The sequence below is a fragment of the Ruegeria sp. AB10 genome (assembly GCF_056542745.1).
In genome coordinates this window covers 85,400-108,699 of the sequence record NZ_JBQGAI010000009.1, presented here as the reverse complement: position 1 = coordinate 108,699, position 23,300 = coordinate 85,400, and the positions used below count along the sequence as shown (strand labels likewise).

General features: G+C 60.6%; 23 protein-coding genes and 1 tRNA gene. 5 read left to right on the top strand and 19 right to left on the bottom strand.

Going from position 1 to position 23,300, the window contains the following annotated elements; translation table 11 throughout:
• Positions 1–9: 9 nt before the first annotated feature.
• Positions 10–1,443, bottom strand: a complete 1,434-nt coding sequence (locus tag ACR0NT_RS16045; protein WP_170672515.1) for an NAD(P)-dependent oxidoreductase — start codon at positions 1,441–1,443, stop codon at positions 10–12.
• 230 nt (positions 1,444–1,673) lie between these two features.
• On the opposite strand from ACR0NT_RS16045, the gene ACR0NT_RS16040 reads away from it, so the two are divergent.
• Complete coding sequence (locus ACR0NT_RS16040) at positions 1,674–2,477, top strand: undecaprenyl-diphosphate phosphatase (protein WP_170672517.1); 804 nt, start codon at positions 1,674–1,676, stop codon at positions 2,475–2,477.
• Here the strand turns inward: ACR0NT_RS16040 and ACR0NT_RS16035 are convergent, their stop codons facing one another.
• Positions 2,478–3,461 carry a complex I NDUFA9 subunit family protein gene (locus tag ACR0NT_RS16035; protein ID WP_170672519.1) on the bottom strand — a complete coding sequence of 328 codons (984 nt, stop codon included), beginning with the start codon at positions 3,459–3,461 and terminating at the stop codon, positions 2,478–2,480.
• Between the two features lie 199 nt (positions 3,462–3,660).
• On the opposite strand from ACR0NT_RS16035, the gene ACR0NT_RS16030 reads away from it, so the two are divergent.
• Both ACR0NT_RS16030 and ACR0NT_RS16025 read left to right on the top strand, forming a co-directional pair.
• Positions 3,661–3,747 (top strand) — tRNA-Leu (locus tag ACR0NT_RS16030).
• Between the two features lie 447 nt (positions 3,748–4,194).
• Positions 4,195–4,383 carry a hypothetical protein gene (locus ACR0NT_RS16025; protein ID WP_170672521.1) on the top strand — a complete coding sequence of 63 codons (189 nt, stop codon included), beginning with the start codon at positions 4,195–4,197 and terminating at the stop codon, positions 4,381–4,383.
• A 51-nt stretch (positions 4,384–4,434) separates the two neighbouring features.
• Here ACR0NT_RS16025 and ACR0NT_RS16020 read toward each other — a convergent pair whose 3' ends face one another.
• The 15 genes from ACR0NT_RS16020 to ACR0NT_RS15950 form a co-directional block, all read right to left on the bottom strand.
• Positions 4,435–5,130, bottom strand: a complete 696-nt coding sequence (locus tag ACR0NT_RS16020) for an RraA family protein (RefSeq protein WP_170672523.1) — start codon at positions 5,128–5,130, stop codon at positions 4,435–4,437.
• Positions 5,127–5,822 (bottom strand): alpha/beta fold hydrolase, encoded by a 696-nt coding sequence (locus ACR0NT_RS16015; protein WP_170672526.1) that lies wholly within the window; start codon positions 5,820–5,822, stop codon positions 5,127–5,129. Before ACR0NT_RS16015 ends, ACR0NT_RS16020 begins: the two co-directional genes overlap by 4 nt.
• The gene (locus ACR0NT_RS16010; protein ID WP_170672527.1) at positions 5,819–6,943 is read right to left on the bottom strand and encodes a cobalamin-independent methionine synthase II family protein; all 1,125 of its coding nucleotides are present in this window, start codon (positions 6,941–6,943) and stop codon (positions 5,819–5,821) included. Before ACR0NT_RS16010 ends, ACR0NT_RS16015 begins: the two co-directional genes overlap by 4 nt.
• Before the next feature lie 10 nt (positions 6,944–6,953).
• Complete coding sequence (locus ACR0NT_RS16005; RefSeq protein WP_170444927.1) at positions 6,954–7,556, bottom strand: class I SAM-dependent methyltransferase; 603 nt, start codon at positions 7,554–7,556, stop codon at positions 6,954–6,956.
• Entirely contained in the window at positions 7,553–8,512 is a 960-nt protein-coding gene (locus tag ACR0NT_RS16000; RefSeq protein ID WP_170444924.1) for a cupin domain-containing protein, read from the bottom strand. The genes ACR0NT_RS16005 and ACR0NT_RS16000 overlap by 4 nt, the downstream gene beginning before the upstream one ends.
• Before the next feature lie 154 nt (positions 8,513–8,666).
• Complete coding sequence (locus ACR0NT_RS15995) at positions 8,667–9,656, bottom strand: ester cyclase (RefSeq protein ID WP_170444921.1); 990 nt, start codon at positions 9,654–9,656, stop codon at positions 8,667–8,669.
• A complete protein-coding gene (locus ACR0NT_RS15990) occupies positions 9,653–10,696 on the bottom strand; it encodes a LacI family DNA-binding transcriptional regulator (protein ID WP_170444918.1) in 1,044 nt (347 codons plus the stop codon). The genes ACR0NT_RS15995 and ACR0NT_RS15990 overlap by 4 nt, the downstream gene beginning before the upstream one ends.
• Entirely contained in the window at positions 10,696–11,460 is a 765-nt protein-coding gene (locus ACR0NT_RS15985; RefSeq protein WP_170672529.1) for an SDR family oxidoreductase, read from the bottom strand. Before ACR0NT_RS15985 ends, ACR0NT_RS15990 begins: the two co-directional genes overlap by 1 nt.
• Complete coding sequence (locus ACR0NT_RS15980; RefSeq protein ID WP_480443356.1) at positions 11,460–12,515, bottom strand: ester cyclase; 1,056 nt, start codon at positions 12,513–12,515, stop codon at positions 11,460–11,462. The genes ACR0NT_RS15985 and ACR0NT_RS15980 overlap by 1 nt, the downstream gene beginning before the upstream one ends.
• 48 nt (positions 12,516–12,563) lie before the next feature.
• A complete protein-coding gene (gene hisD / locus ACR0NT_RS15975) occupies positions 12,564–13,895 on the bottom strand; it encodes a histidinol dehydrogenase (RefSeq protein WP_170672531.1) in 1,332 nt (443 codons plus the stop codon).
• 14 nt (positions 13,896–13,909) lie between these two features.
• Positions 13,910–14,437 (bottom strand): ester cyclase, encoded by a 528-nt coding sequence (locus tag ACR0NT_RS15970; protein ID WP_170444909.1) that lies wholly within the window; start codon positions 14,435–14,437, stop codon positions 13,910–13,912.
• 124 nt (positions 14,438–14,561) lie between these two features.
• Positions 14,562–15,716 (bottom strand): carbohydrate ABC transporter permease, encoded by a 1,155-nt coding sequence (locus tag ACR0NT_RS15965; RefSeq protein WP_170672533.1) that lies wholly within the window; start codon positions 15,714–15,716, stop codon positions 14,562–14,564.
• A gap of 1 nt (position 15,717) precedes the next feature.
• On the bottom strand, positions 15,718–16,740 hold the full coding sequence (locus ACR0NT_RS15960) for a carbohydrate ABC transporter permease (RefSeq protein ID WP_170672535.1): 1,023 nt from the start codon (positions 16,738–16,740) through the stop codon (positions 15,718–15,720).
• Between the two features lie 72 nt (positions 16,741–16,812).
• On the bottom strand, positions 16,813–18,024 hold the full coding sequence (locus ACR0NT_RS15955) for an extracellular solute-binding protein (protein WP_170672537.1): 1,212 nt from the start codon (positions 18,022–18,024) through the stop codon (positions 16,813–16,815).
• A 48-nt stretch (positions 18,025–18,072) separates the two neighbouring features.
• Positions 18,073–19,146, bottom strand: a complete 1,074-nt coding sequence (locus tag ACR0NT_RS15950; RefSeq protein WP_170444899.1) for a sn-glycerol-3-phosphate ABC transporter ATP-binding protein UgpC — start codon at positions 19,144–19,146, stop codon at positions 18,073–18,075.
• Between the two features lie 160 nt (positions 19,147–19,306).
• Between ACR0NT_RS15950 and ACR0NT_RS15945 the strand changes: the two genes are divergently transcribed.
• Together ACR0NT_RS15945 and ACR0NT_RS15940 are read left to right on the top strand one after the other, a co-directional pair.
• On the top strand, positions 19,307–20,308 hold the full coding sequence (locus tag ACR0NT_RS15945; RefSeq protein ID WP_480443354.1) for an ester cyclase: 1,002 nt from the start codon (positions 19,307–19,309) through the stop codon (positions 20,306–20,308).
• On the top strand, positions 20,305–21,174 hold the full coding sequence (locus tag ACR0NT_RS15940) for an amidohydrolase family protein (protein WP_170672541.1): 870 nt from the start codon (positions 20,305–20,307) through the stop codon (positions 21,172–21,174). Before ACR0NT_RS15945 ends, ACR0NT_RS15940 begins: the two co-directional genes overlap by 4 nt.
• 20 nt (positions 21,175–21,194) lie before the next feature.
• Here ACR0NT_RS15940 and ACR0NT_RS15935 read toward each other — a convergent pair whose 3' ends face one another.
• The gene (locus tag ACR0NT_RS15935; protein WP_170672543.1) at positions 21,195–21,647 is read right to left on the bottom strand and encodes an SRPBCC family protein; all 453 of its coding nucleotides are present in this window, start codon (positions 21,645–21,647) and stop codon (positions 21,195–21,197) included.
• A gap of 113 nt (positions 21,648–21,760) precedes the next feature.
• Positions 21,761–23,299, bottom strand: coding sequence for a tripartite tricarboxylate transporter permease (locus tag ACR0NT_RS15930; protein ID WP_170444888.1), 1,539 nt, complete (start codon positions 23,297–23,299; stop codon positions 21,761–21,763).
• Position 23,300 lies beyond the last annotated feature (1 nt).

Genomic DNA, 23,300 nt, shown 5'->3' with positions numbered 1-23,300 from the left:
GGCATTGGGTTATTCGGCTGCGATGGCAGCCTTGGCATTGAACCGGTCGATGATCGCATCGGCGCAATCACGGCCATCACGGATCGCCCAGACCACCAGCGAAGCACCGCGCACGATGTCACCAATGGCATAGACGCCGTCCATCTCGGTCTCACCGGTCTGGAATGCGGCCTTGACGGTACCCCAGCGGGTCACGGGCAGGTCGGGCTGGCCGAACAGGGTGGGCAGGTCTTCGGGCTCGAAACCCAGCGCCTTGATCACCAGATCGGCCTCTTCGATGTAATCCGCACCTTCGATCACTTCGGGCGCCTGACGGCCGGACGCATCGGGCTGACCCAGACGCATCTTTTGCACCATCACGCCCGAGACCTTGTCGTCACCGGTAAAGCCCTTGGGCGCGCTGAGCCATTCGAACACCACGCCTTCTTCCTCGGCATTCTGAGTCTCACGCTGCGAGCCCGGCATGTTGGCGCGGTCGCGGCGGTACAGGCATTTGACTGAGGTCGCACCCTGACGGATCGAGGTGCGCACGCAGTCCATCGCCGTATCGCCACCGCCGATCACGACAACTTTCTTGCCGTCGGCATTCAGGCGGCCGTTGTCGAAATCCTCAACGTCATCGCCAAAGCTTTTGCGGTTCGACGCGGTCAGGAAGTCGATGGCTTTTTCGATTCCGGTCAGGCCACTGCCCGGCATGGACAGGTCACGCGACTTGTAGACACCGGTCGCGATGATCACCGCATCATGCTTGGCGTGGATTTCTGCAAACTTTTCGGCATCCACGTCGCAGTTCAAGACGAATTCGACGCCGCCATCGGCCAGCAGGTCATTGCGGCGCTGCACGATGTCTTTTTCCAGCTTGAAGCCCGGAATACCGTACATCAGCAGACCACCCGCGCGGTCATAGCGGTCATAAACGGTGACCTGAATGCCAGCCCGACGCAGCATATCCGCCGCAGCCAGACCACCGGGGCCACCACCGATGATGCCAACGCTTTCACTGCGTTCAGCACCCGGAGCAACCGGTTTCACCCAACCTTTGTCCCAGGCAGTGTCGGTGATGTATTTCTCGATCGTGCCGATGGTGACAGTGCCGTGGCCGGACTGTTCGATCACGCAGTTGCCTTCGCACAGACGGTCCTGCGGACAGATTCGGCCACAGATTTCCGGGAAGGTGTTGGTGGCCTGGCTGGTCGCATAGGCCTCTTCCAGACGCCCCGTGGCGGTCAGGCGCAGCCAGTCGGGAATGTTATTGTGCAGCGGGCAGTGTGACTGGCAATAAGGCACACCGCATTGGCTGCAGCGACTGGCTTGTTCTTCAGCCTTGGCCGACGCAAACTCAGCATAAATCTCGTCAAAGTCTTCTTTGCGCACATCGGCGGCACGCTTTTCCGGCATGACGCGGTCGATCTGCACAAATTTCAGCATCGGTTGCTTGGCCACGGGTCAGACTCCATGAATTGGCTTGGTCGGGTTTCTTTAAGAGATACCGCTCCGGATGAAAAGTCAATCATACTGACCTAAATTGAAAAAATCTGAGCCAAAAACCGAAATCGATGAAAAATATTCAGTTTCTTAGTTCCGATTCGGACCTATTTACGCACTTTCCTTTTCGGCACCACACTTATACCCATTGCGCGCAAAGAACACGTGACGGCAGCACGGCAGGTTAAATGGGCTTTTTCCAACTGATTCTCGCGGCAATTATTCAGGGTATCACCGAATTTTTGCCCATCTCCTCATCGGGTCACCTGATCCTGCTGCCCAGCCTGACCGGCATGGACGATCAGGGGATGGCCATCGATGTGGCTGTGCATGTGGGCACGTTGGGGGCCGTGGTTCTGTATTTCTGGTCCGACGTGAAACAGGCGGCCGCCGGCCTGCCCCGCGCCATGACCGGGCGGGTCGATACCCCGCAGGCCCGGCTGGCGATGGGCCTGATCATCGCCACGATTCCCACCGTCATCGTCGGCATCATCCTGTTCAAAACCGGTCTCAGCCAATCCTTGCGCTCAATGACGGTGATCGGTTGGACCATGCTGGGTTTCGGACTGCTTCTGTACTGGATGGACCAGAAAGGCCCTCAGACCAAACAGGCCGGAGATTGGGGGCTGCGCGACGCCTTTATCATGGGGTTGTGGCAGGTTCTGGCACTGATCCCCGGCACCTCGCGGTCGGGCATCACCATCACCGGCGCGCGACAGTTGGGCTACAGCCGCGAAGACGGTGCCCGGATCGCGATGCTGATGTCGATTCCGACGATTCTGGCGTCAGGCGTGCTGTTGTCGGCAGAGGTTATCCGAGAGGCGGACGTGCAGCTGGCCAAAGACGGCGCGATTGCCGCCTTTTTCGCCTTTATCTCAGCCCTGCTGGCGCTGTCCCTGATGATGCGCCTGCTGCGCAGCGTCAGTTTCACGCCCTATGTCATCTATCGCGTGATCCTGGGCGCGATCCTGCTGGTGATCGCCTACAGCTGATCAGGTCCGCAGGTTGTCGGCCGAGTTCTGGATGTCGTCATACTGACCGGCCGGGCGGAACTTCCACAGGTAATCCGGCAGCACCGATTCCAAAGTGGCCGGCTCGATTCCCAGATCACCAAAGCCCTTGGCGTCCTCGGACACCACGTTGTCGCGGCGCAGGTTCTTCAGCTGGTCGCGGGTCAGGATGTGGTTCGGGAACAGCTGAAAGCTGACGAATTTGGCGATATCCAGAACACCCGCCATGATCCGGGCGGCAAAGAACGGCACCCCGATGATGACACGGCGGCGGTGAATCACCCCCAGCATCTGCTGCATCAGCGCGCGGAAGGATTTCACCTCGGGCCCGCCCAGTTCGTAGATGCCGGCCTCTGCCTGCCCCAGAACCCCCTGAACGGCGGCTTTGGCCACATCATCCACATAAACCGGCTGGAACTTGGTGTCCGCACCGACCACAGGCAGAAACGGCCCCATACGGGTCATGCCAGCAAAACGGTTAAAGAACTGATCCTCGGTCCCGAAAATAACCGACGGGCGCAGGATCACCGCGCTCGGCATATGCGCCAGCACGCCAGCCTCACCCTGCGCCTTGGTGCGGGAATACTCGCTGTTCGAGTCCGCGTCCGCCCCGATGGCCGAGATGTGCACCATCCGCGCAACGCCCTGTTCGGCCGCGATCCGCGCGATACGCTCGGCCCCTTCGGCCTGCACGGCGTCAAATTCGTTCTTGCCCAGCTCGTTCAGCACACCGACGCAATTCACCACCGCATCGGCGCCCTGCATCACCGCAGCCACCGAGGCATCATCGCGGATGTTGCACAGAATGGGCTCGACCTGACCAACCACACCATAGGGTTTGACAAACATCGCCTCGTTCGGGCGGCGTACCGCGACCCGCACGCGCCATCCTTCGTTCGCCAAGCGACGTGCGATGTAACGACCGACAAATCCCGATCCGCCGTAAATCGTGACCAGTTTGGACATGCGAGGGCTCCTGCTGATGGGTCTTGATCCGATCTACCGCCCAAAGCCCCGGCAAACAAGGCGCAATAACGCCGCGCGTCCGGGAAAAAACCGTCGGAATCCGGGCTGTTTGAAGCATGGGTCAAAAAACTTTCAAAAAACCTTCCGAATCCTGTTGACGCCCCCCGCCAGTAGGCTTAAACGCCCCTCCACGACACCTGCCCAGGTGGCGGAATTGGTAGACGCGCTAGCTTCAGGTGCTAGTGTCCGTATGGACGTGGAGGTTCGAGTCCTCTCCTGGGCACCAAATCCCCGACAAAGTAAAAAGACCAATCCGCATATGCGGAGGTTCCCTGCGTCTGCGGGATTTATCCTCTGGTTTTGTCATTCGTGTTGCACAAACGGGGGCAAATACTCTGCTTTCGACTCCGGCCAAGCCCTTTTGGTCCGAATGCCCCGCGCAGGCGCTTGTAACGGCCGTTCCAAAAGTGACGTGGCGTCGCGAAACGTAAACCTCTCCTTCAACGTCTTTACCTAAAGGTAAGGTTTGAAATCATTTTTTGATTGAATGGTTAAAAATGACGCAAAAGGGCAATTTCTTCCCCCTTGTTTGAAAAAGCACGGTGCGTAAATGCCCCCTGTCGCTGCGGATCACCGCTCACGGATCATTGATCCTCGAGCCCGGAACCAGCGGGTTCGGATCAGGTCCGCAGCGGCAAGTTTTTTAAGTCCGGAATTTTGGAGGAAAGTGACAATGCAGATCAGAACGTTTCTCAATCGCTTCAAAGCGGCCAAACCGGCGCGGGGCGCTGTTTCAGAAGATGTGGAAACCACGTCAGCACTGGGTCGCAGGATTCCCCAGATCGAGAAATCCGAACTGACCGCGTTGTTCCAAACCGTTCTGGAAGAAAAACGCGACGACCTTCCAGCCGGGCGTAAGTAGCCCGCGCCCGACCTTTCTGATCCCCGGTATTATTGCGCGACCGGGGTTATTTCACACCCGTGATTTTTCGAATTTCTCCCAGGCCGATTGAAAGGCGTGAAAATCAAAGCCCGGCTGGGTGGCAGCATCCAGAACGACGCGCTCCGTGGTCAGCAATTTCTGGATCGCGGCCTCAAGCTGATCGACAACATCCACCGGCACTATCAGCGCGCCATGACGGTCGGCGTGGATCAGATCACCGGGATTGATCGTCAGACCAAAGACCGACACCGGCGTGTCGAGCGCGCGCACATGGACAAAGCCGTGGCTTGGCCCGACCGAGCCGGCAACCACTGGAAAGCCTTCGGGCAGATCGCCGAGGTCGCGCATGACGCCGTTGGTCAGGGCGCCCGACATGCCAAAGCCCTTGTGTACGGTGGTGTTGATTTCGCCCCAATAGGCACCGATGCAGTTGGGGAAGTCGACATCCTCGATCACCGCGACCGAAGGCGCAGGGCCTTCGGCCATGTACTTGTAATAGGCCATGCGGCGTTCCCGGATAACCTCTGGTGCCTCGGACGGCGGTTGTACCGCGGCGATCTTGGCGGTGCGGGCATAGCCCACGATCGCGGGTTCGGACGGGGCCGAACACAGCATGGTGCCGCGGGTGAACGCATCGAAGCCGCGCGCGCCCTGCGCCACCTCGATGGCGTTGCAGACGGTGGGGGTATCGACCTTGCGTAACAGGGTCAGAAGCGACGGTGTCATGTGGCCTCCAGCCAGCGGATCAGGGCCGCTGTCGTCTCGTTGGGTTGTTCCAGAGTGGGCAGGTGCCCGGCCTGTTCGATGATGTCAAAGCGGCTGTTGGGCAGCAGATCGTGCATGAGCTGGTGCCGCTCGACCGGGCACAAGCCATCCTCGCGGCCGCACAGAACCAGCGATGTGCCGGTATAGGCTTTCAGTGTTTCGGACTGGTCCGGACGATCCATCAGGGCGCGGGACTGGCACAGGAAAACGTCGGGGCCCAGATCTTCGGCCATCGCCATGCACAGGTCCAGAATGGCGCCCTGATTGGGACCATCGGCCAGATAATTGGGCTTCATCTCATCCCGCATCACCTGCCGCAGCTTGCCATCACGCACCGCCGCCATCTGCGGGCCGCGCCGGTCCTTGACCTCGGGCTTTTCGGCCAGCGGGTTGGTGTCCAGCAGGGCCAGCCGTTCGACCCGGTCGGGGGCTTGCCGCACGACCTCCATCGCGACGATACCGCCCATCGACAGCCCTGCCAGCGCAAAGACCGGCGGCGCGTTGGCCAGGATATCGGCAGCCATCGCCTGCACGCTGTCCTGCATCGCCAATGGGAAGGTCAGCAGGGGTCTGGACCCGGACAGGGCGGTGATCTGCGGCTGATACAGCCGCGCGTCGCACATCATACCGGGTAAAAGAACCAGCGGCGTCATGCGTTGGCCAGTTTCGCGCCCTCGGACAGCGCGGACAGCTTGGCATAAGCAATGTCGGGGTCCACCGCGCCAAAGCCCGCGAAGGTGCCGAAACCGCAGTCACTGCCCGCGATCACACGGTCCGCGCCGACGATATCGGTGAACCGCGTGATGCGCTGCGCAACCAGTTCGGGGTGTTCGACAAAATTCGTCGTGGTGTCGACAACGCCGGGCACCAGAACCTTGTCATCCGGAATCTCGGCCTTGCGGTCGCGGAACACGGTCCATTCATGCGCGTGCCGCGGATTCGACGTTTCGAACAGTACATAGCGGGATTTTGTGTTCATCAGGGTCGTGAACACCTTGTCCATGGCGATATCACAGCAATGCGGGCCTTCGTAATTGCCCCAGCAGATATGCACGCGCACACGGTCCTGCGGCACGTTCTGCAGCGCGTGGTTCAGTGCCTCGACATGCATATCGGCGATCTTGACGAATTCCGCGTCGGTCAGATCGGTGAACAGCATGTGCCGCGACAGCGCAAGGTCCGGGCAATCCAGTTGCAGGTCCAGCCCGGCGGCCACAATGGTTTCGTATTCCTGCTTCATCGCGTCGGCCAGTGCGGCCAGATAGGCCTCACGCGTGGGATAGAAATCATTCTGCAGGAACAGCGAAATCACACCCGGAGAGGCGGCGTTCATGAAGCCGCGCTCAACTCCGTGCTGCGCCATCGCCGCCTTGAGGTTGGCGATGTCCTTTTCCAGCTCGCCCTGCCCTTTCGAGCGCACCTCGCCCGTACATTGCGGGCGGGCATATTGCGGCGTGCCGCCATCATCGGCCAGACGTTGCAGGAAGCCGGGGAACATCTTCAGATCGGCGGGCGCATTGCGCGGGCTGTCCCCCGAAAAACCGGTATAGCGATCCTTGACGTAAGTCGCGTAGGAAATCTTCGAGGTTTCGCCATCACTGACGATATCCACCCCGGCCTCAACCTGTTTGCGCACGGTCTCGGAGACGGCTGCGGCCATGCTCGCATCGAAAGCAGCAGGATCGAAAGGTTCTTCCCGTTCACGGGCAAAGATGAAATCGACCACCTCTTGCGAGCGGGGCAGCGACCCGACATGTGTTGTCTTTACGGTCATGGAACCTCCGTTATGTCTTGCGTGCCATCAGCACGGTGTGGCTTTGGGTTTCCGGGTCCTTGGCCAGAAACCCGGTCAGGATCATCCCGTTTTCCTCAAGGCAGGTGGCGTAGGCTGCGGGCGAGAGAGAGGCGTGATAGACCAGCTCTCCGCCCACGGTTCCCTGCTCTTCTCCGGCGCTGGGGCCGACGGTCAGCATCAGCATCCCGCTGGGGCGCAGATGGCGTGCCATGCGGGCGATGCAGTCTTTCTGTTCGTCCGCCGTCAGGTGGAAAAAGCTGTTCCAGGCGATGATGCCATCAAAGCGGCGATTCAATTCGAAGTCCCGCATGTCCGCCTGCAACCAGTCGCCATCGGGCCAACGGCTGCGGGCGATCTCAAGCATGGCTTCCGAGAAATCGACGCCGGTGACGGTGAACCCTTCGGCCTTGAACCATCGGGCGATAGGCTCACCCGTTCCGCAGCCCAGATCCAGCACGTGATCGCAGGGTTTCAGGCTGGCGGTGAAGCGCGCCAGCCAGCGCGCTTCGAACAGGGCCTTCGAGCGTTGCTCATCATAGGCCCTGGCCTGCCGTTCATAGACGGCATGAGTATCGTCGGGATCGACGGTCATCCGACCCAGGTCGCACCGGCAGGATCGTCGGTGGCCGTGATACGGTACAGGCCTGCCTGACCGGTCATGGAGGGCGTGACGCTGTAGGCCTCACCCGGCATCACCAGCGCGGTATCGCCGTTGGAGAGTGTTGTTTCATACCCGTCCACCGCGACGCGCCAATGGCCGCTGGCCGGCATCAGAACCACAGGCTTCTCGGCTTTGACCAGATCATTGACGGCCGAGCCACGGGTCAGGAAATCAACCTCGAAACCCGGTTTGTCTTTGATGATGCCATTCTCACCGATCACCGTTGCGGGTTTGTCCGCGGCCAGCGCCATCAGGTCCCAATAGCGGGCGACGTATTTGCCGATCACGGCGTCGACGGGCACTTCGGGATAGGCTTTCAGCTCTTCTTCGGTCAGCAGAGGCATCGGGCGCACGTTATGCGGCAGCTCCTGACCTTTTTTCGAGTCATACAGCACGCCGTTGTCGCCCAGCATCAGACCATGCGCCTGCGCGTCTTCGATCACCTGCGGTGCCCAGGTGACACCGCCACCAGCATCGTCGCCGCCCAGCATCGACATGATCATGCCGTAGTCGTCGCCTACGTTCTCGAATCCGCGGAAGATACCTGTGGGGATGTTGAAGATATCACCTTCTTCGGCAATGAACTCACCCGCCGTGCCATAACGGCCCCAGAAGAACCGCCAGCGGCCCTTGGCAACAAAGAACACTTCAGCCGTGGTGTGGCTGTGCAGCGAGTTGCGGCATTTCGGAGGCTGCCCCGCCGCGCCGATGTTGAAGCCGATCTTGTCGGTGATGTGGACGTGCTGATCGGGGGATTCCGACACGCCACCGCCGACGATGGTAAAGTTCTCTTTCTGATCGCTGCCCGGGGTGTGGGCGTCGATAAAGGCGGTTTTGCAGGGTTGCAGGTCGCCATAGCGGACGATGCGTTCTTGGATGGTGCTCATTTTGGTCTCCTAACGGGTTTGATGTTGCAACAGGCGGGTTAGCCCGTTGCCCCGGGAGGGCGGTTGTTCAGCCGCTTTGCCCGCAAAGAGGCCCGGTGGCAGTGATACCGCCGAGTCCCTTCACTGGTATCCAGAGGGGCAGGCACCAAGGGCATCACACGTCCCCGGTCGCCAGGATCAGCTGTTTCCAGATCGCCGTCTCATCGAACAGGGTCCATTCGCGGCGCAGTCGGATGTCGCCGCCGATCAGCTCGCCCCATTCGGCATGGCTGATGCCCAGAACATACAGCTCGGCCCCGGTGGGCACGCCAAAGGCACCCCAGCCGTCATGCCTGCCGTGCAGGCTCCAGCGGATGGCCGAGCGCGGTGGCATGTTCGGATCGTCACGCCCGATCTGGTGGTGGATTGTGAAGGTCGCACTGGGCATCGCCGCGCGCAGCGACATCCAGAACCGGTCAACTGGATCGCGCCCATGGCCGCTTGCGCCGCCGGGATATTCGGTCTGAACCGCGCGGTCATAGTCACGCTCGACCGCGCCCATATCCGCGCCCATCATCCGGGTCAGCAGATCGGCGTGGCGCTGGCTCCATTCATTGTCATTGCCGCGGCCCGAATACGGACCCTCCAGATCATTAGCCGGGGTCAGCGGCTTGACGCAGTTTTCCGGCCCGCCTTCGCGCGCGATCAGATCTCGGGTGAAATCCTGCGGGTCCCAGCCCATCTGACGCACCACCGCGCCGTTGTCGCGGATCAGCCATTCGTCATCGATGGCGTTGTTGCGGGCATGGCAGTCGGCCAGAATGCGATAACGCAGCTTGGCACCGGTCGCCTGACCAAACATGCCATCGCCCAGATGGGTGGCGGTGGACATGATGCGGTGGCTCGACAGCATCCCCTGTTCAGGCGTGCCGGACCATATCACATCTTCGCCCAGCAGGGTGCGGTCGGGAAATTCGGCCAGCGTGGCCATGGTGGCGCCGATCACACCCTGATTGCCGGTCGACACGCTGCCGGGCATCCGCACCACGATATCCGGCGCGTAATATTCGTGCAGGGTGGAAATCCCCCGGTCTTCCCAGATCTCTTTGGTGATGCCGATGATATAGTCGGGAAAATCCCGAAACTTGGCGTCAAAGCCCTTCATGTCTCTGTCCTTTGTGGGGTCCATCCTTTGGGCAACCGGGCCGAGGTCCGCACGATCAGGGGCCCGTCAATGGCCACTTTGCGCGGCTTCGCCGATGCCGGGGCGTCAATATGTTCAAGCAACGCGGTGACGGTTTCCGCCACCATGAGATTGGCGCGCTGGCGGATCGTTGTCAGGTTGTACGCAGGCCATCCGGCAGGCGGCACATCGTCATATCCCACGACCGAGACATCCTCGGGCACGCGCAGACCCAGTTCAAACCGGATCACGTCCATCACCGCCAAAGCCATGTGGTCATTGGCGACAAAAACCGCATCCGGGCAGCTTTCGGGCGGTACGTCAAACATACGCCGCGCAGCCGCGCGCACCTTTTCGGTGTGAAAGTCACCGACATCATGGGCAAACAGGCTCTGCCCCGCTTCCGTCAGTGCAGCGCGGAACCCGGCCTCGCGGTCGCGCTGGGTCGAGGCGCCCTGCCAGCCGGCGATATAGCCGATGCGCTCGTGCCCACCGGCCAAAAGAAACTCGGCCACTTTGCGCCCGCCGACAAAGTTGTCGGACGTGACCGAGGTGATGCCTTCGATATCCTGACTGCGGTTGAACAGCACGACCGGAACCCCGGCCTGCTGGCAGCGCATCGCAATTTCCGACGACATCGCGACCGAGGCCAGAATGACCCCATCCACCTGATAGTCGAGGATTTCCGCCATCACGTCTTCGATGTTCCCGGCCGTCCGCGAGGCCATGAAGATCAGGACGTGGTAGCCCTTTTCCTGCAATGCGTTCGACAGTTTCTCCAGCGCTTCGGGATAAAAGTAGTTGTCCAGATACCCGACCACCAAACCGATGATCCGGCTTTTGCCCGACACCATCGCGCGGGCCAGAACATTGGGGCGGTAGCCCAGCTCGGCCGCGGCCTTGCGCACTTTTTCCTCGGTCTTCTTGCTGACCGACGCGCCGGGCGTGAACACCCGGCTGACCGCCGATTGGCTGACACCGGCCAGTTGAGCAACTTGAAGAGAGGTGACTTTTTCAACCATCAGTCCGCCGTCCAACCCCCGTCAATCAGCATCGAGGTGCCCGTGACCAGCGCCGAGGCGTCCGAGGCCAGGTAGGTCACCGCACCCATGATATCCTCGACCTCACCGATCCGGTCCAGCTTGATCTTTTCCATGATCCACGCAGCCCGTTCGGGGTTGTCGAAGGTGGATTGGGTCAGGGGCGTGCGGATGAAAGTCGGGCACACCGTGTTGATGCGGATACGCTGCTTGCCCCATTCGATCGCCATGGCTTTGACCATGCCTTCCAGCCCATGCTTGGTGGCGCAATAAAGCGCCCGGTCAACGCCGCCCACATGACCCATCTGGCTTGAGATATGGATGATCGACCCCGGCTTACCCGCCGCCATCAGCGCCCTGGCCGCATTGGATGACAGGAAATAAGCCGAGCGCAGGTTGACGTTTGTCACCACGTCGAAATCTTCGGGCGTGGTCTCAACCGCCGGGCTGTGACGCGCCGTTCCCGCAGAGTTCACCACCACATCAAAGACACGGCCGTCGAACAACCCACGCAGCGCATCCAGATCGCCCTGATCGATCACGGCCGCTTCGGCCGACCAGCCCTGCGCCTGAAACGCGGCGACGGTTTCGTTCAGACGATCCGCACCACGCGCGGCGCAGACCACATGCGCACCCGCTTCGGCCAGGGCCACGGCACAGCCCTGCCCGATGCCCGAAGACGCACCGGTGACAAGGGCGGTCTTACCCGCAAGGGAAAACGAAGGGGTGCGGGGCAGATCACTCATCAGCTCATTCCATCCGGTATATTGATACGCCCCATGTTGCGGGCTTTATTGAATTCCCGCAGCCGGGCGAAAACGTCAACGCCTAGCTGGCGATACGCGTCCAGAAGATCGACCAGAACCCAGTTTTCGCGGATCTTGCCGTTTTCAACGCGCCAGAAATCAAGGCTGCGCATGGTGATCCGCTTGCCCGGGGGCGCGATCCCCATCCAGCCATCATGGGTCACGGTTTGAATCATGTTGGGCCAGCCCGTCACGGCGGCATAATCACCATCCCCAAAGAAGTGATAGGTAATGTCGTCGATATATTGCCCGCGATCCGGCATCCCGTTCAGAAACGGAATCTGGTGCCAATTGCGAAACCCAGAGAACCCACGCCCTGTGCCGATACCCGCCGGGCCGTACCAGTTCATGCGCGGATGCCAGAAACGATCGGGTTCCATCACCTCCGGCCCGCCCTGCGAGGGGTGTTTCTTGAGGTATTCAAGCATGTCAATAATGTGCTGACAGGTCGCCTGCCCCTTGGCCTCATCATAAGGACCCGGCACAAAACCGTCCTGCGTTGCTGGTCCGGGCACATGCCATTCGCGGCCAAGGCTGGGGGCCATCGGCCAGGCACCCGTTTGCATCATGACTTCGGGGACATCCCACAGGGCCTGCATCTCGACCACTTTGCCGTCTTCGAAACGGTAGAACTCGTGAAACCGCATGGTCACCTGATGGCCGGTCGGCGGGATATCCAGCCACGGCCCGGTGAAAGTGCCGGTGTAATAGCCGCCACACCCGACCCAATCAGCCCCATGCTCATCCGGGCCAGCCATAACGATATAGTCGCGGCGTTCCAGATCGGGCCACGCGGACAGCAGGTCTTTGTAGGCGGTATCGTAATACGCGTCGCTGCCGGTGCTGTCGCCAAAGGGGTGGCACAGCCTGAAAACAGCGTCAGGGACGCTGACATCTGCCAGCGCCCGCCGCACACCCGTTTCCATAAAATCATACATGGCCGCCCGCAGCGGCGAAATTACGGCTTTGTTCCGGGTATGCGTATCAGACTTCATCTTTTTCCAAATACTCTGGGGGAGGCTGAAAGCCGGGGGCAAAGCCCCCTATTCTGCAGCGTCCCGATAGGGCGCAGGCGCACCGTAAGGCACGTTGATCCCACCATAGCGACGCACGCGGATGTTGCACTGCTCGGCATGGCCGACAAAGCCTTCCAGCATGCACAGGCGCGAGCCATACTCGCCGATCAGTGTCGCCGCCTCATCGGTCAGAACCTTCTGATAGCTGTGCGTCTTCAGGTACTTACCAACCCACAGACCACCGGTATAGCGACCCGCTTTCTTGGTCGGCAGCGTGTGGTTGGTGCCGATCACCTTGTCCCCGTTCGACACATTGGTGCGCGGCCCAAGGAACAGGGCGCCATAGCAGGTCATGTTCTCAAGGAACCAGTCGTCGCGGTCGGTCATGACCTGAACATGCTCGGACGCGATGTCGTCGGCGACCTGCAGCATTTCATCATAGGTGTCGCAGACGATCACTTCGCCATACTCGTCCCACGACACTTTTGCAGTACCAGCCGTCGGCAGAATGCCCAGAATACGGTCAACCTCGGCCAGAGTGTCCTCGGCCAGTTTGCGCGAGTTGGTCAGCAGCACGCAGGGGCTGTTATAGCCATGTTCGGCCTGACCCAGCAGGTCGGTGGCGCACAGTTCGGCATCCGCTGCGGTTTCATCGGCGATGACCATGGTTTCGGTCGGGCCTGCGAACAGGTCGATGCCGACGCGGCCAAACAGCTGGCGCTTGGCTTCGGCCACAAAGGCGTTGCCGGGGCCGACCAGCATATGAACCGGGTCGATGGTCTCGGTCCCGATCGCCATCGCACCGATGGCCTGAATGCCGCCCATGACATAAATCTCATGCGCGCCGCCCAGATGCATTGCTGCAATCACAGCCGCGTTTGGCTTGCCGTTGAACGGAGGCGTACAGGCAATGATGCGTGGAACACCCGCGACCGAAGCCGTCGCCACGGACATATGCGCCGAAGCCACCATCGGAAACTTGCCGCCGGGCACATAGCAACCCACGGATTGCACCGGGATGTTCTTGTGGCCCAGGATCACACCCGGCAGGGTTTCGACCTCGATATCCAGCATGGAATCGCGTTGCGCCTGCGCGAAGTTGCGCACTTGTTTCTGCGCGAACTTGATGTCTGCCAGCTCGCGCTCGGTCAGCTGACCGATCAGGTCGTCGATCTCTTGCTGCGACAACCGGAACGAGGCGGGCGAGTAGTTGTCGAACTTCTCGCTCAGCTCGCGCACGGCGGCATCACCACGGGTTTCGATGTCTTTCAACGTGGCCTCCACCACGGCGCGGGTCCTGGCGTCATCCTCGGCCCGGTCGGCATCAGACTTACCGCGTTTGAGATACTCAATTGCCATTGTCTAAACCCTTCTTATTCAGGACGAGGAGCGGTCTTTTCACCACGGTCATAGGCTTCCCAGCCTTCGCCGTTGAAGATATCGACGCCCAACTGGGCGGCGACATGGGCAAAATCAACGTTCACCCAGTTGTCGACGATCTTGCCATCGACCACTTTCCAGAAGTCCATATAGCGGATCTCGACCCGCTTGCCGGTGGGCGCGATGCCGAGGAATTCACCGGAATGCGTGGCCTCTTGGCGACCGAACGCCGCTGCCCACTCACCCATATACAGGCGCGCCTCATCAATGCAGGTCTTGTCCGAGAACGCAGCCTGAAACGGGCGCTGCCAGTTGTCCTGAAACTCTTTCAGACCGGTTTTGGTGCCACAGCCCTGGTTGCCCAGCCAACGGAACCCTTCCGAGAAGAACTCGCCGATGTCGTCAATACGGTGGTCGTTCAGACCATCAACCATAGTTTCGATCACGCGGCGGGTGTCTTCGGTTTTGCTCATGTCCGTGTCGCGGGTCAGGACCGCTTGTTCGGGACGGGAACCTTTCATTTTCTATCCTTTCAGATCGCAAGAGTGTGTAAGGGGCGTCGTACCCCGTTTCACAAAAAGTCCCTCGGCATCCTGTTCAGCGCCGGATGGCGCGATACTGCGCTGTTGCGCGACCGGCTGCTCATCAGCCCTTCACCGCCCCGGCTGTCAGACCGCTGACGATCTGGCGCTGGAAAATCAGAACAAGGAAGATCAGCGGCGCGGTGATCGACACGGCGGCAGCCACGGCGACAACCTGATCGGTTGTGGTGGTCTCACGGTTGAACATGCCGACAATGGCCGGAACCATGGTCTGGTTCTGCGCGTCCAGAAGCAGTGAGGTCACGAGGAAGTCGTTATACGCCAGCAAAAAGCTGAACAGCCCCGTGGTAATCACACCCGGCCACATCACCGGCATGATGACACGGCGGAAGGCCTGGAAGTGGCTGCAACCATCGACGCGGGCGGCCTCGTCCAGCTCAGACGGGATGTTCTGGAAGAACGACCGCAGCATCCAGATAGTAAAGGGCTGGTTGATCGCAACCAGAACCGCGATCACCGCAAACGGCTTGCCGTACAGCGTTGGGGCATTGTCGCCCAGGATCGGGCTCAACCATTCGGCCGAGTTGATGAAGACCGGCAGGTAGCCCGCCACCAGAACCGAGTGCGGCAGGGCGCGGAACACCAGCGCCACGATCAGAATCCAGAAGGCGAAGGTCGACCCCGAGCGCGCCAGACCATAGCCCGCCAGCGTCCCAACCGTCAGCGACACGGTCACAACCCCGGTGGTCACGATCAGCGAGTTGCGGAAGTTGTCCGAGAAACCGCGGTCGATCCAGACGGTTTTATAATGTTCGGTTGTCAGGCCCAGCACATCCCGGCCCAAGGGGCCAAAGAGCGGGTTCAGCACGCCAAGGATCGCAGGCAGGATCACGAAGAACGCCACCAGAAAGCCCAGGGCGACGGCGAGCACTCCGATGATCCAACCGATCCATTCCTGACCGGGTTTGGAATAGGATTTGACCATCGAGGGCAGGGTCTTGGTCGCCACGATGATCGTGCCCCAGATCACCGCAATGCCCAGAATGATATCCAGCAGCGACAGACCGTTGCCCTTGGCCAGAGTTTCAGGTCCGAAAATCACGTTCAGCGCGTTGCTGTCAAAGGCGTCCACGGGGGATTTGAAGCTCATCACCGCGATCCAGAAGATCGGGAAGGCCGCGACCAGACACCAGAAGACCAGGAAGACGTTGGATGTCAGCCGCAGGCTGAACGGTTGGCGAAGCGCGCGCGAGGACATATCAGTGACCCCCTTTGTGATCGCGCCATGTCCGGCGCAGCGGAAGGATAAGCAGGATGACGATACCGATCATGGTCAGCATGGCGCTGGCCGAGGCCCGGCTGATCGACCGGTTGCCGGCCTGATCGGGTACCAGGAAGTCATAGGTCAGCCACTGCAGCGAGATGACATAGCCCTGGCTCGAGAAGCCGACGATTTCTTCGAACACGCGATAGGCGTCCATCAGGTGGATCATCGACACAAAGATGATCAGCGGCATCAGGTGCGGGATGACGATGTATTTCATCCGCTGCCAACGGGTGGCACCATCGATCACCGCACTCTCCAGACTGTCCTGATTGACGGTCTGCAGACCGGCGTAGAACACGATGGCGGCAAAGGGCGCGACGTGCCACACACGGTAGAGCATCATCAGGATCTCGATGGTCCAGGCCTGTGCAAACAGGGCGATATCGCGGTTCAGCCACCATTCCAGCAGCGCGGTCAGGATACCGTCACCGCGAAACAACCAGTTGATCGACAACACCCCGATCACCGGCGTGATGATGAAGGGCAGCAGCGAGATAAAGATCACCGGCCCGCGGATCGACCGCGCCGCGTTGTTGATCAGCACCGCAATGCCCAGCCCGCAGACGATCACCAGAGGCAGCGTGATCAGCGTAAATGTCAGGGTAAACCGCAGCGCTTTCCAGAAGTTGATGGTAGACAGAACGCTCAGGCTGCCTTCGCTGATCGCACGCCAGGCCCGTTCGGGTTCCAGAACGTTGCGATAGCTTTGCAGCCCCACATATTGGGTCTGGGTGATGACCTCGCCGTGTTCGTCCAGCTTCGGTTGCGATTTCAGCTCGGTCACACAGGTCTGGGTCAGGAAACCGGGGGTGCAGGTTTCCACCTCGACCGTCTCATAGATCGGCTGGGTGATGTAAAAGCTCTGCTTGAACACGCTGACCAGCGGGAAAGCGATGAAGAGAAGCATCATAAAGACAGAGGGGCCGACAAAGGCGGCAAATGTCCGGAAATTCATGGCTCTGCCTTTCTCATGGTTCTCGAGGGATCAGGAGGGGATGGGAGGGCCGGAGCCCTCCCTCCGGGAGGATCAGTTGTTGATCAGGCCGGCTTCTTTGGCGGCGGTCACATACGCGGCCTCGATATCGGCCAGAGTGGTCGCCGCATCCTTGGCACCGGTCAGATAATCGGCCAGACCGTTGCCCAGCGCGCTGTGCAGAACGCCCATCGGGGCCGACGCAGGGTAGGCCTTGGCACCGTTTTCTGCCGACGCTGCGGCACCGGCGGCCAGATCACCCGGCGTGTAGGCGGGGCTCAGCCAGACGGCGACGTCGTTGTTGGCGCTGACCATGTCACCGTCGATACCTTCCATGACCAAACGGAATGCGGCATCCGCTTCTTCGTCGCTCATGTTGGCAGCCAGAACGACACCATCCCACCAGATGGTGGTCGACGGAGCGGCTGCACCCATCGGCGCCGACGCCATGGTCACTTTGCCGACCACCTGGCTTTCGGCCTCGTCGTTCATCGCCGCGGCGCGGCTGGCCCACAGGTTCGCCATGGCGATCTTGCCCTGCTGGAACTGCTGCTGAACATAGGTCGAGTCGGATACCAGGAATTCCGGGTCCATGAACTCGGTCATCGCTTTCATGGTCTCCAGCGCCTTGACGCCCTGCTCGTTGTTGATCGAGGGCATGTTGCCTTCGCCAAAGAACTGGCCGCCTTCGCCCATGTACATGTTGACGAATTCCTGGGCCAGGTTCCAACCGGTCTTGAAGGTGCCGCCGATCGGGTACTCCATGACGCCGGCGTCCTTGATCTTGGCAGCGGCGGCCAGAACGTCGTCATAGGTTCTGGGCTCTTCGATGCCCAGATCGGCCAGAACGTCGTTGCGATACATCAGGTGCTGCGCGTTCACCATCATGGCAATCGCCATGACCTTGCCGTCCACCTTGATCAGCTGGTTCGGCAGCAGATCCTGACCGTATTTCGCGACCAGATCATCCAGCGGGCGCAGCGAGCCCGCGTTCAGCAGCGGGATCATCGTCTCGTTGGCGACGCCACCGATCTGATACAGCGAGGGGTTCGCCGCAAAGGCCTCGGGCTGCTTCTCGCGGAATTCCTGGTCCAGCGAGGCGCTGAAGTTGCCGCATTCGGCCATCGCGTCGGTCACGGCTTTCCACGCCTCGAATCCAGCCGAGAGCGATTTCAGCGGCACTTCGTTTTCATACGCACATTCGGCCCATGCGCCGGTTGCTGCGAGGGACATGGCGCCTGCCATGAAGAGTGATTTGAGTTTCATGCGTTTCTCCCTGTCAGGATCGGTCCGTCGTCGACGTCCGGACCGCTGTTATGCCCGAATGGGCTGTTTGTGGGATTGCTCCCCGATCCGCGCACCGCTTTCAGCTTCAAAGAGGTGACAGATATCCGTTGGCACCGAGAACGAGACCATCTCGCCGATCTCGGCGCGGAAGGCTTTGTCGGCCTTGACCGACACCAGCGCGCCACCGACCCGGACCGAGATCATGGTGGCGTCGCCCAACAGCTCCAGCGTATAGATCGGCGCGGTGATCTGGCCCTGCCCTTCGGCAAGGCTGGCGTCTTCAGCGCGAAAGCCCAGTGTCATCGGGCCGTCCGGTGCATCGACCGGAATCTCAACATGTTCGGCGCGGAACACGCCGCCCGACACCTGACCTTCCATCAGGTTCATTGCCGGTGAGCCGATGAAGCTGGCGACAAACGTGTTCGCAGGACGGTCATAAATCTCGGTCGGGCTGCCTACCTGCTGCACCACACCTTTTTTCATGACCACAACGCGATCGGCCAGGGTCATCGCCTCGATCTGGTCATGGGTCACATAGATGGTGGTCACAGCCAGTTCGTGGCTGAGGTTCTTGATCTGCGCCCGGGTCGAAACCCGCAGCTTGGCGTCAAGGTTCGACAGCGGCTCATCCATCAGGAAAACGTTGGGTTCGCGGACGATGGCGCGGGCCAGCGCCACACGCTGCCGCTGACCACCGGACAGTTCGGCGGGCTTGCGGTGCAGGAACTCGTCCAGCTCGACCATTGCGCTGGCACGGCGCACCTTTTCGTCATGGCTTGCCGGGTCGATGCCGCGCACTTTCAGCGGAAAGCGGATGTTCTCATAGACGTTCATGTTCGGGTAGAGGGCATAGCTCTGGAACACCATCGCCACGTCACGGTCTTTGGGCTCCAGATCGTTGACCACCTTGCCATCGACCAGAATTTCGCCTTCGGTCACATCTTCCAGACCGGCGATCATGCGCATCGTGGTGGTCTTGCCGCAGCCTGAAGGGCCCAGCAGCACCAGAAACTCGCGATCCGCGATGGTCAGGTCGAAATTGTGAACCCCGACAAAGCTGCCCCAGCGTTTGCCGACGTTGCGCAGTTGAATTTCCGCCATGGTGCCCCCTGCAAGGATTCGCTTTGCATACGTTTGCAAAACTGTATTCTTCAGTAATCATTTCTGGCAAGACTTTTTTGCATACGTATGCAAAAAAACCTTAAACTACGATTCTCAATCGCTTAAATCCAAAGCAAGCCATCAACGAAACGGTGCAAACGTGAGCTTTCAGGAAGAAAAAACACTCGTCTCCTCGTTCTACGAGGCCCTCGACTCATCCAGCGAAACGAATCTGCCTGGCATGTTCGGGCAGTTCTGTGCTGACGATTTGCTGTGGCGCGGCTTTCATCCGTTCGACGAAATCACCGGTGCGGACTCGGTGGCGCGAACGTTCTGGCAGCCGTTGAAATCCAGCCTGAAACGGATGCAGCGCCGTCAGGATGTCTTATTCGCGGGCACCAATTCTCTGGAATTGGGCGCGGATGTCTGGGTGGTTTCGATGGGCCACCTAATGGGCCTGTTCGACGCGCCATGGCTGGGGATTCGCCCAACCGGTAAGATGGCCTTTCTGCGTTATTGCGAGTTTCACCGGATCGCGGACGGCAAGATTGCCGAGACCGCGATGTATTTCGACATCCCCCATCTGATGGTGCAGGCGGGGCAAAACCCGTTCCCGCCGCAAACCGCAGCACATCTGATCCAACCCGGGCCGCTGACCCATGACGGTCTGCTATATGAGGACCAGCCCGAGGAAGAAGGCCGCAAGACGCTGGCGGCGATCAACGCCATGATCTCGGACCTTGGACAGTGGAACAGCGGCCTGTCGCTTGAGGACGAGCTGGCCCGCACATGGCATGACGACATGATCTGGTGGGGCCCCGAAGGGATCGGCGCCACCTACACGATCGAACGCTATGCCAAACAGCATTCCGGCCCGTTCCGCGCCGGGTTCACCGACCGCTCCAAGACCAAACATATCTGCCGCCTAGCCGAGGGGCATTATGGCGGTTTCTTTGGCTGGCCGAATTTCACCGCCGTGCCCACGGGCGGATTCATGGGCATGCCCGCCACCGGAAAACCCGGTGAGTTCCGGGTGATCGACATCTATCGTCGCGCCGGGGACAAACTGGCCGAGAACTGGATTTTCATCGACCTTCTGCATTTCTGGAAACAGCAGGGCGTCGATATTCTGGCCCGCGCGACAGGGATTGAAACGCCATGAGGATCGATGCACATCACCACCTGTGGAACCTGAACGCTGTGGATTACCCATGGCTGATGGAAAAGGGCGCAGTACGGTTCTTTGGCGATCCCACCCCGATTCAGCGCGACTATCTGCTGCCTGAATTCCGCAAAGATGCCGAGGCTGCCGGTTTTACCGCTTCGGTCCATATTCAGGTCGGCGCCGCTGATCCTTGGGCCGAGGCGCAATGGGTGCAGTCCGTCGCCGATCAATATCCCGACTGGCCACTGGTGCAGGTGGCTTTTTGTGACCTGACCGCGGACAACCTGACCGAACAGCTGGACCGGCTGCAATCCCTGCCCTCACTGCGCGGCGTGCGTCAGATCATTGGCCGCGCCCCGGGTGAAGATCAGGTCTCGGGTACCAACACCCTGTTGGACAATCCAAAGTTTCTGGCCGGGCTGAGACAACTTGGCGATCGCGGCCTGACCTTTGATCTGCAATTGCTGCCCGAATTGATGGAGCGGACCGCCTCCGTGCTGGATCAGGCACCTGCAACGCCAGTGGCGCTGTGCCATGCCGGGTCGCCGCATGACCGATCCGAACAGGGGCTGGAAGGTTGGGCCAAGGCGCTGCAATCGCTTGCGACACTGCCGCAGGTGACCTGCAAACTCTCGGGCCTTGGCATGTTCGATCACGGCTGGACTGCGAATAGTGTCCGACCCATCGTCGAAATCTGCCTGACCCAATTCGGGCCTGATCGGTGCATGTTCGGCTCGAACTTTCCGGTCGACAGCCTGTCATCCAGTTACGCGGACCTGATCGCCAGACACAAAGCATTGGTGCCCGACGCCCATCACGATCAGGTATTCGGACGCACCGCGCAGCAGTTCTATCACATGTAACGGGCAGGGTGTCCTGCCGGTCAGGGCACCGATTGCTCGGACACGATCTCGCCAAACCGGGTGAAGAACTTGCCCGACAGCTTTTTGGCGGTGCCCGAGATCAGGCGGCTGCCCAATTGGGCGATCTTGCCGCCGACTTCGACCTTGGCGGTGTAAGACAGCACCGTTTCATCCCCGTCTTCGGTCAGCGCCACGTCGGCCCCGCCCTTGGCAAAGCCCGCCGCCCCGCCCTTGCCTTCGCCGGACAGGGAAAACCCGTCGGGGGCGTTTGAGGTGTCCAGCGTGACCTCTCCGGCGAACTTGGCTTTGACCGGGCCGATCTTGAGCACAACCTTGGCCGCAAGCTCATCGGGTGCGTTCTGGGTCAGCTCCTCGCAGCCCGGAATGCACTCCTGCAGGATCTCGGGATTGTTCAGGGCTTGGTACACGACATCCCGTGGTGCCGAGATGCGGATTTCATCACTCAGGTCCATGCGCGCTTCCTCTGATCGGTGACTTGCCTTGTTCAGCAAAGTTACAGGTTCCACCGCATCTTTCCAGAGTCTGTTTCGGCGCCGCCAATCCCCGACCGGCGGCGCCCGATGTGTCAGTCGCTGATCGCGCCTTCTTCATCCTTGCGCTGATGCATCTTGGCCTTGACGCGCGCGCCCACGATCAGGGGCAAGACAAAGCCGATGATGGCAATGGCCCACAGGGCGATGGACAGCGGGCTGTCGATCAGGGTCCACCAGTTGCCGTTGTCGATGGTCACCGCGCGGCGCAGGTTGTTCTCCATCGAATTGCCCAGCAGCGTACCAAGGATGATCGGCACCAGCGGCACGTCCAGCTTGCGCAGAACCCAGCCCATGACGCCGAACCCGATCATCACCAGCAGATCAAAGCTGGAGCCCGAGATGCCGTAGATGCCGACAAAGCTGACCATTGCCACGATCGGCATCAGGATGCGCGAGGGGATCATCAGCACGCGGGTAAACAGCCCCACCATCGGGATGTTCATCGCCAGCAGCATGAAGTTGGCGATGAACAGCGCCGCGATCAGGCCCCAGACCACATCCGGGTTCTGGGTGAACAGCAGCGGACCGGGCGTGATGTTCAGCGCCAGCAGAACCGCCAGCAGCACGGCCGTGGTCCCCGACCCCGGCACGCCCAGCGCCAGCATCGGCACCAGGGCTCCGCCAGCAGCGGCGTTGTTCCCGGCCTCGGGTGCCGCAACCCCGCGTGGATCGCCGGTGCCAAAGGTGTTTTCCTTGTCAACCAGCCGTTTCTCCATCGAATACGAGATGAACGAGCCCAGAGACGCCCCCGCCCCCGGCAGAACCCCGGCGATAAAGCCCAGGAACGAGGTCCGCAGCATGGTTGGTGTACATTTCTTGACCATCGACATCGGCGGATAGAGGCGGCCGATGTTCAGCTTGCGGCCTTCGGCATCCGATCCACCGTGGCGGTGTTCGAGGAAGATGAACACTTCGGACAGGGCGAACAGGCCGACGATGGCGACAAGGAAATCGAGGCCGTCATACAGATGCACCTCGCCAAAAGTGAAGCGCGGCACGCCGGTCTGGGTATCCACACCAATCGTCGCCAGCCCAAGGCCAAGCGCGGCGGCAAAGGCCGATTTCGCCTGATTGGTCGAAGACACTCCGCCCAGCGTCATGAAGGCCAGCGCGAACAGGGCGAAATATTCAGCCGGTCCGAACAGCAGCGCGATCTTTACCAGCTGCGGTGCCAGAAAGATCAGGCCCCATGTGGCCAGAAAGGCGCCCACAAAGGATGCGATACCCGACAGCGACAGCGCCTCTCCGGCAAAGCCTTTTTTCGCCATTGGATGCCCGTCGAGACAGGTCATCATGGCGGGCTCGTCCCCGGGAATGTTCAGCAGGATCGACGAGATCCGCCCGCCATACATGGCCCCGTAATAGACACTGGTCAGCAGGATCAGCGAGGGCGTCGCCCCCAGCCCCAGCGTGAACGCCAGCGGGATCAGGATGGCCACGCCGTTCGACGGGCCAAGACCGGGCAGCGCGCCCATGATGGTGCCCAGAAAACAGCCCAGAAGGGCCAGCATCAGGTTCTGCCATGTCAGCGCGATGGCAAACCCGTCGCCAAGAGATGCAAGAGTTTCCATG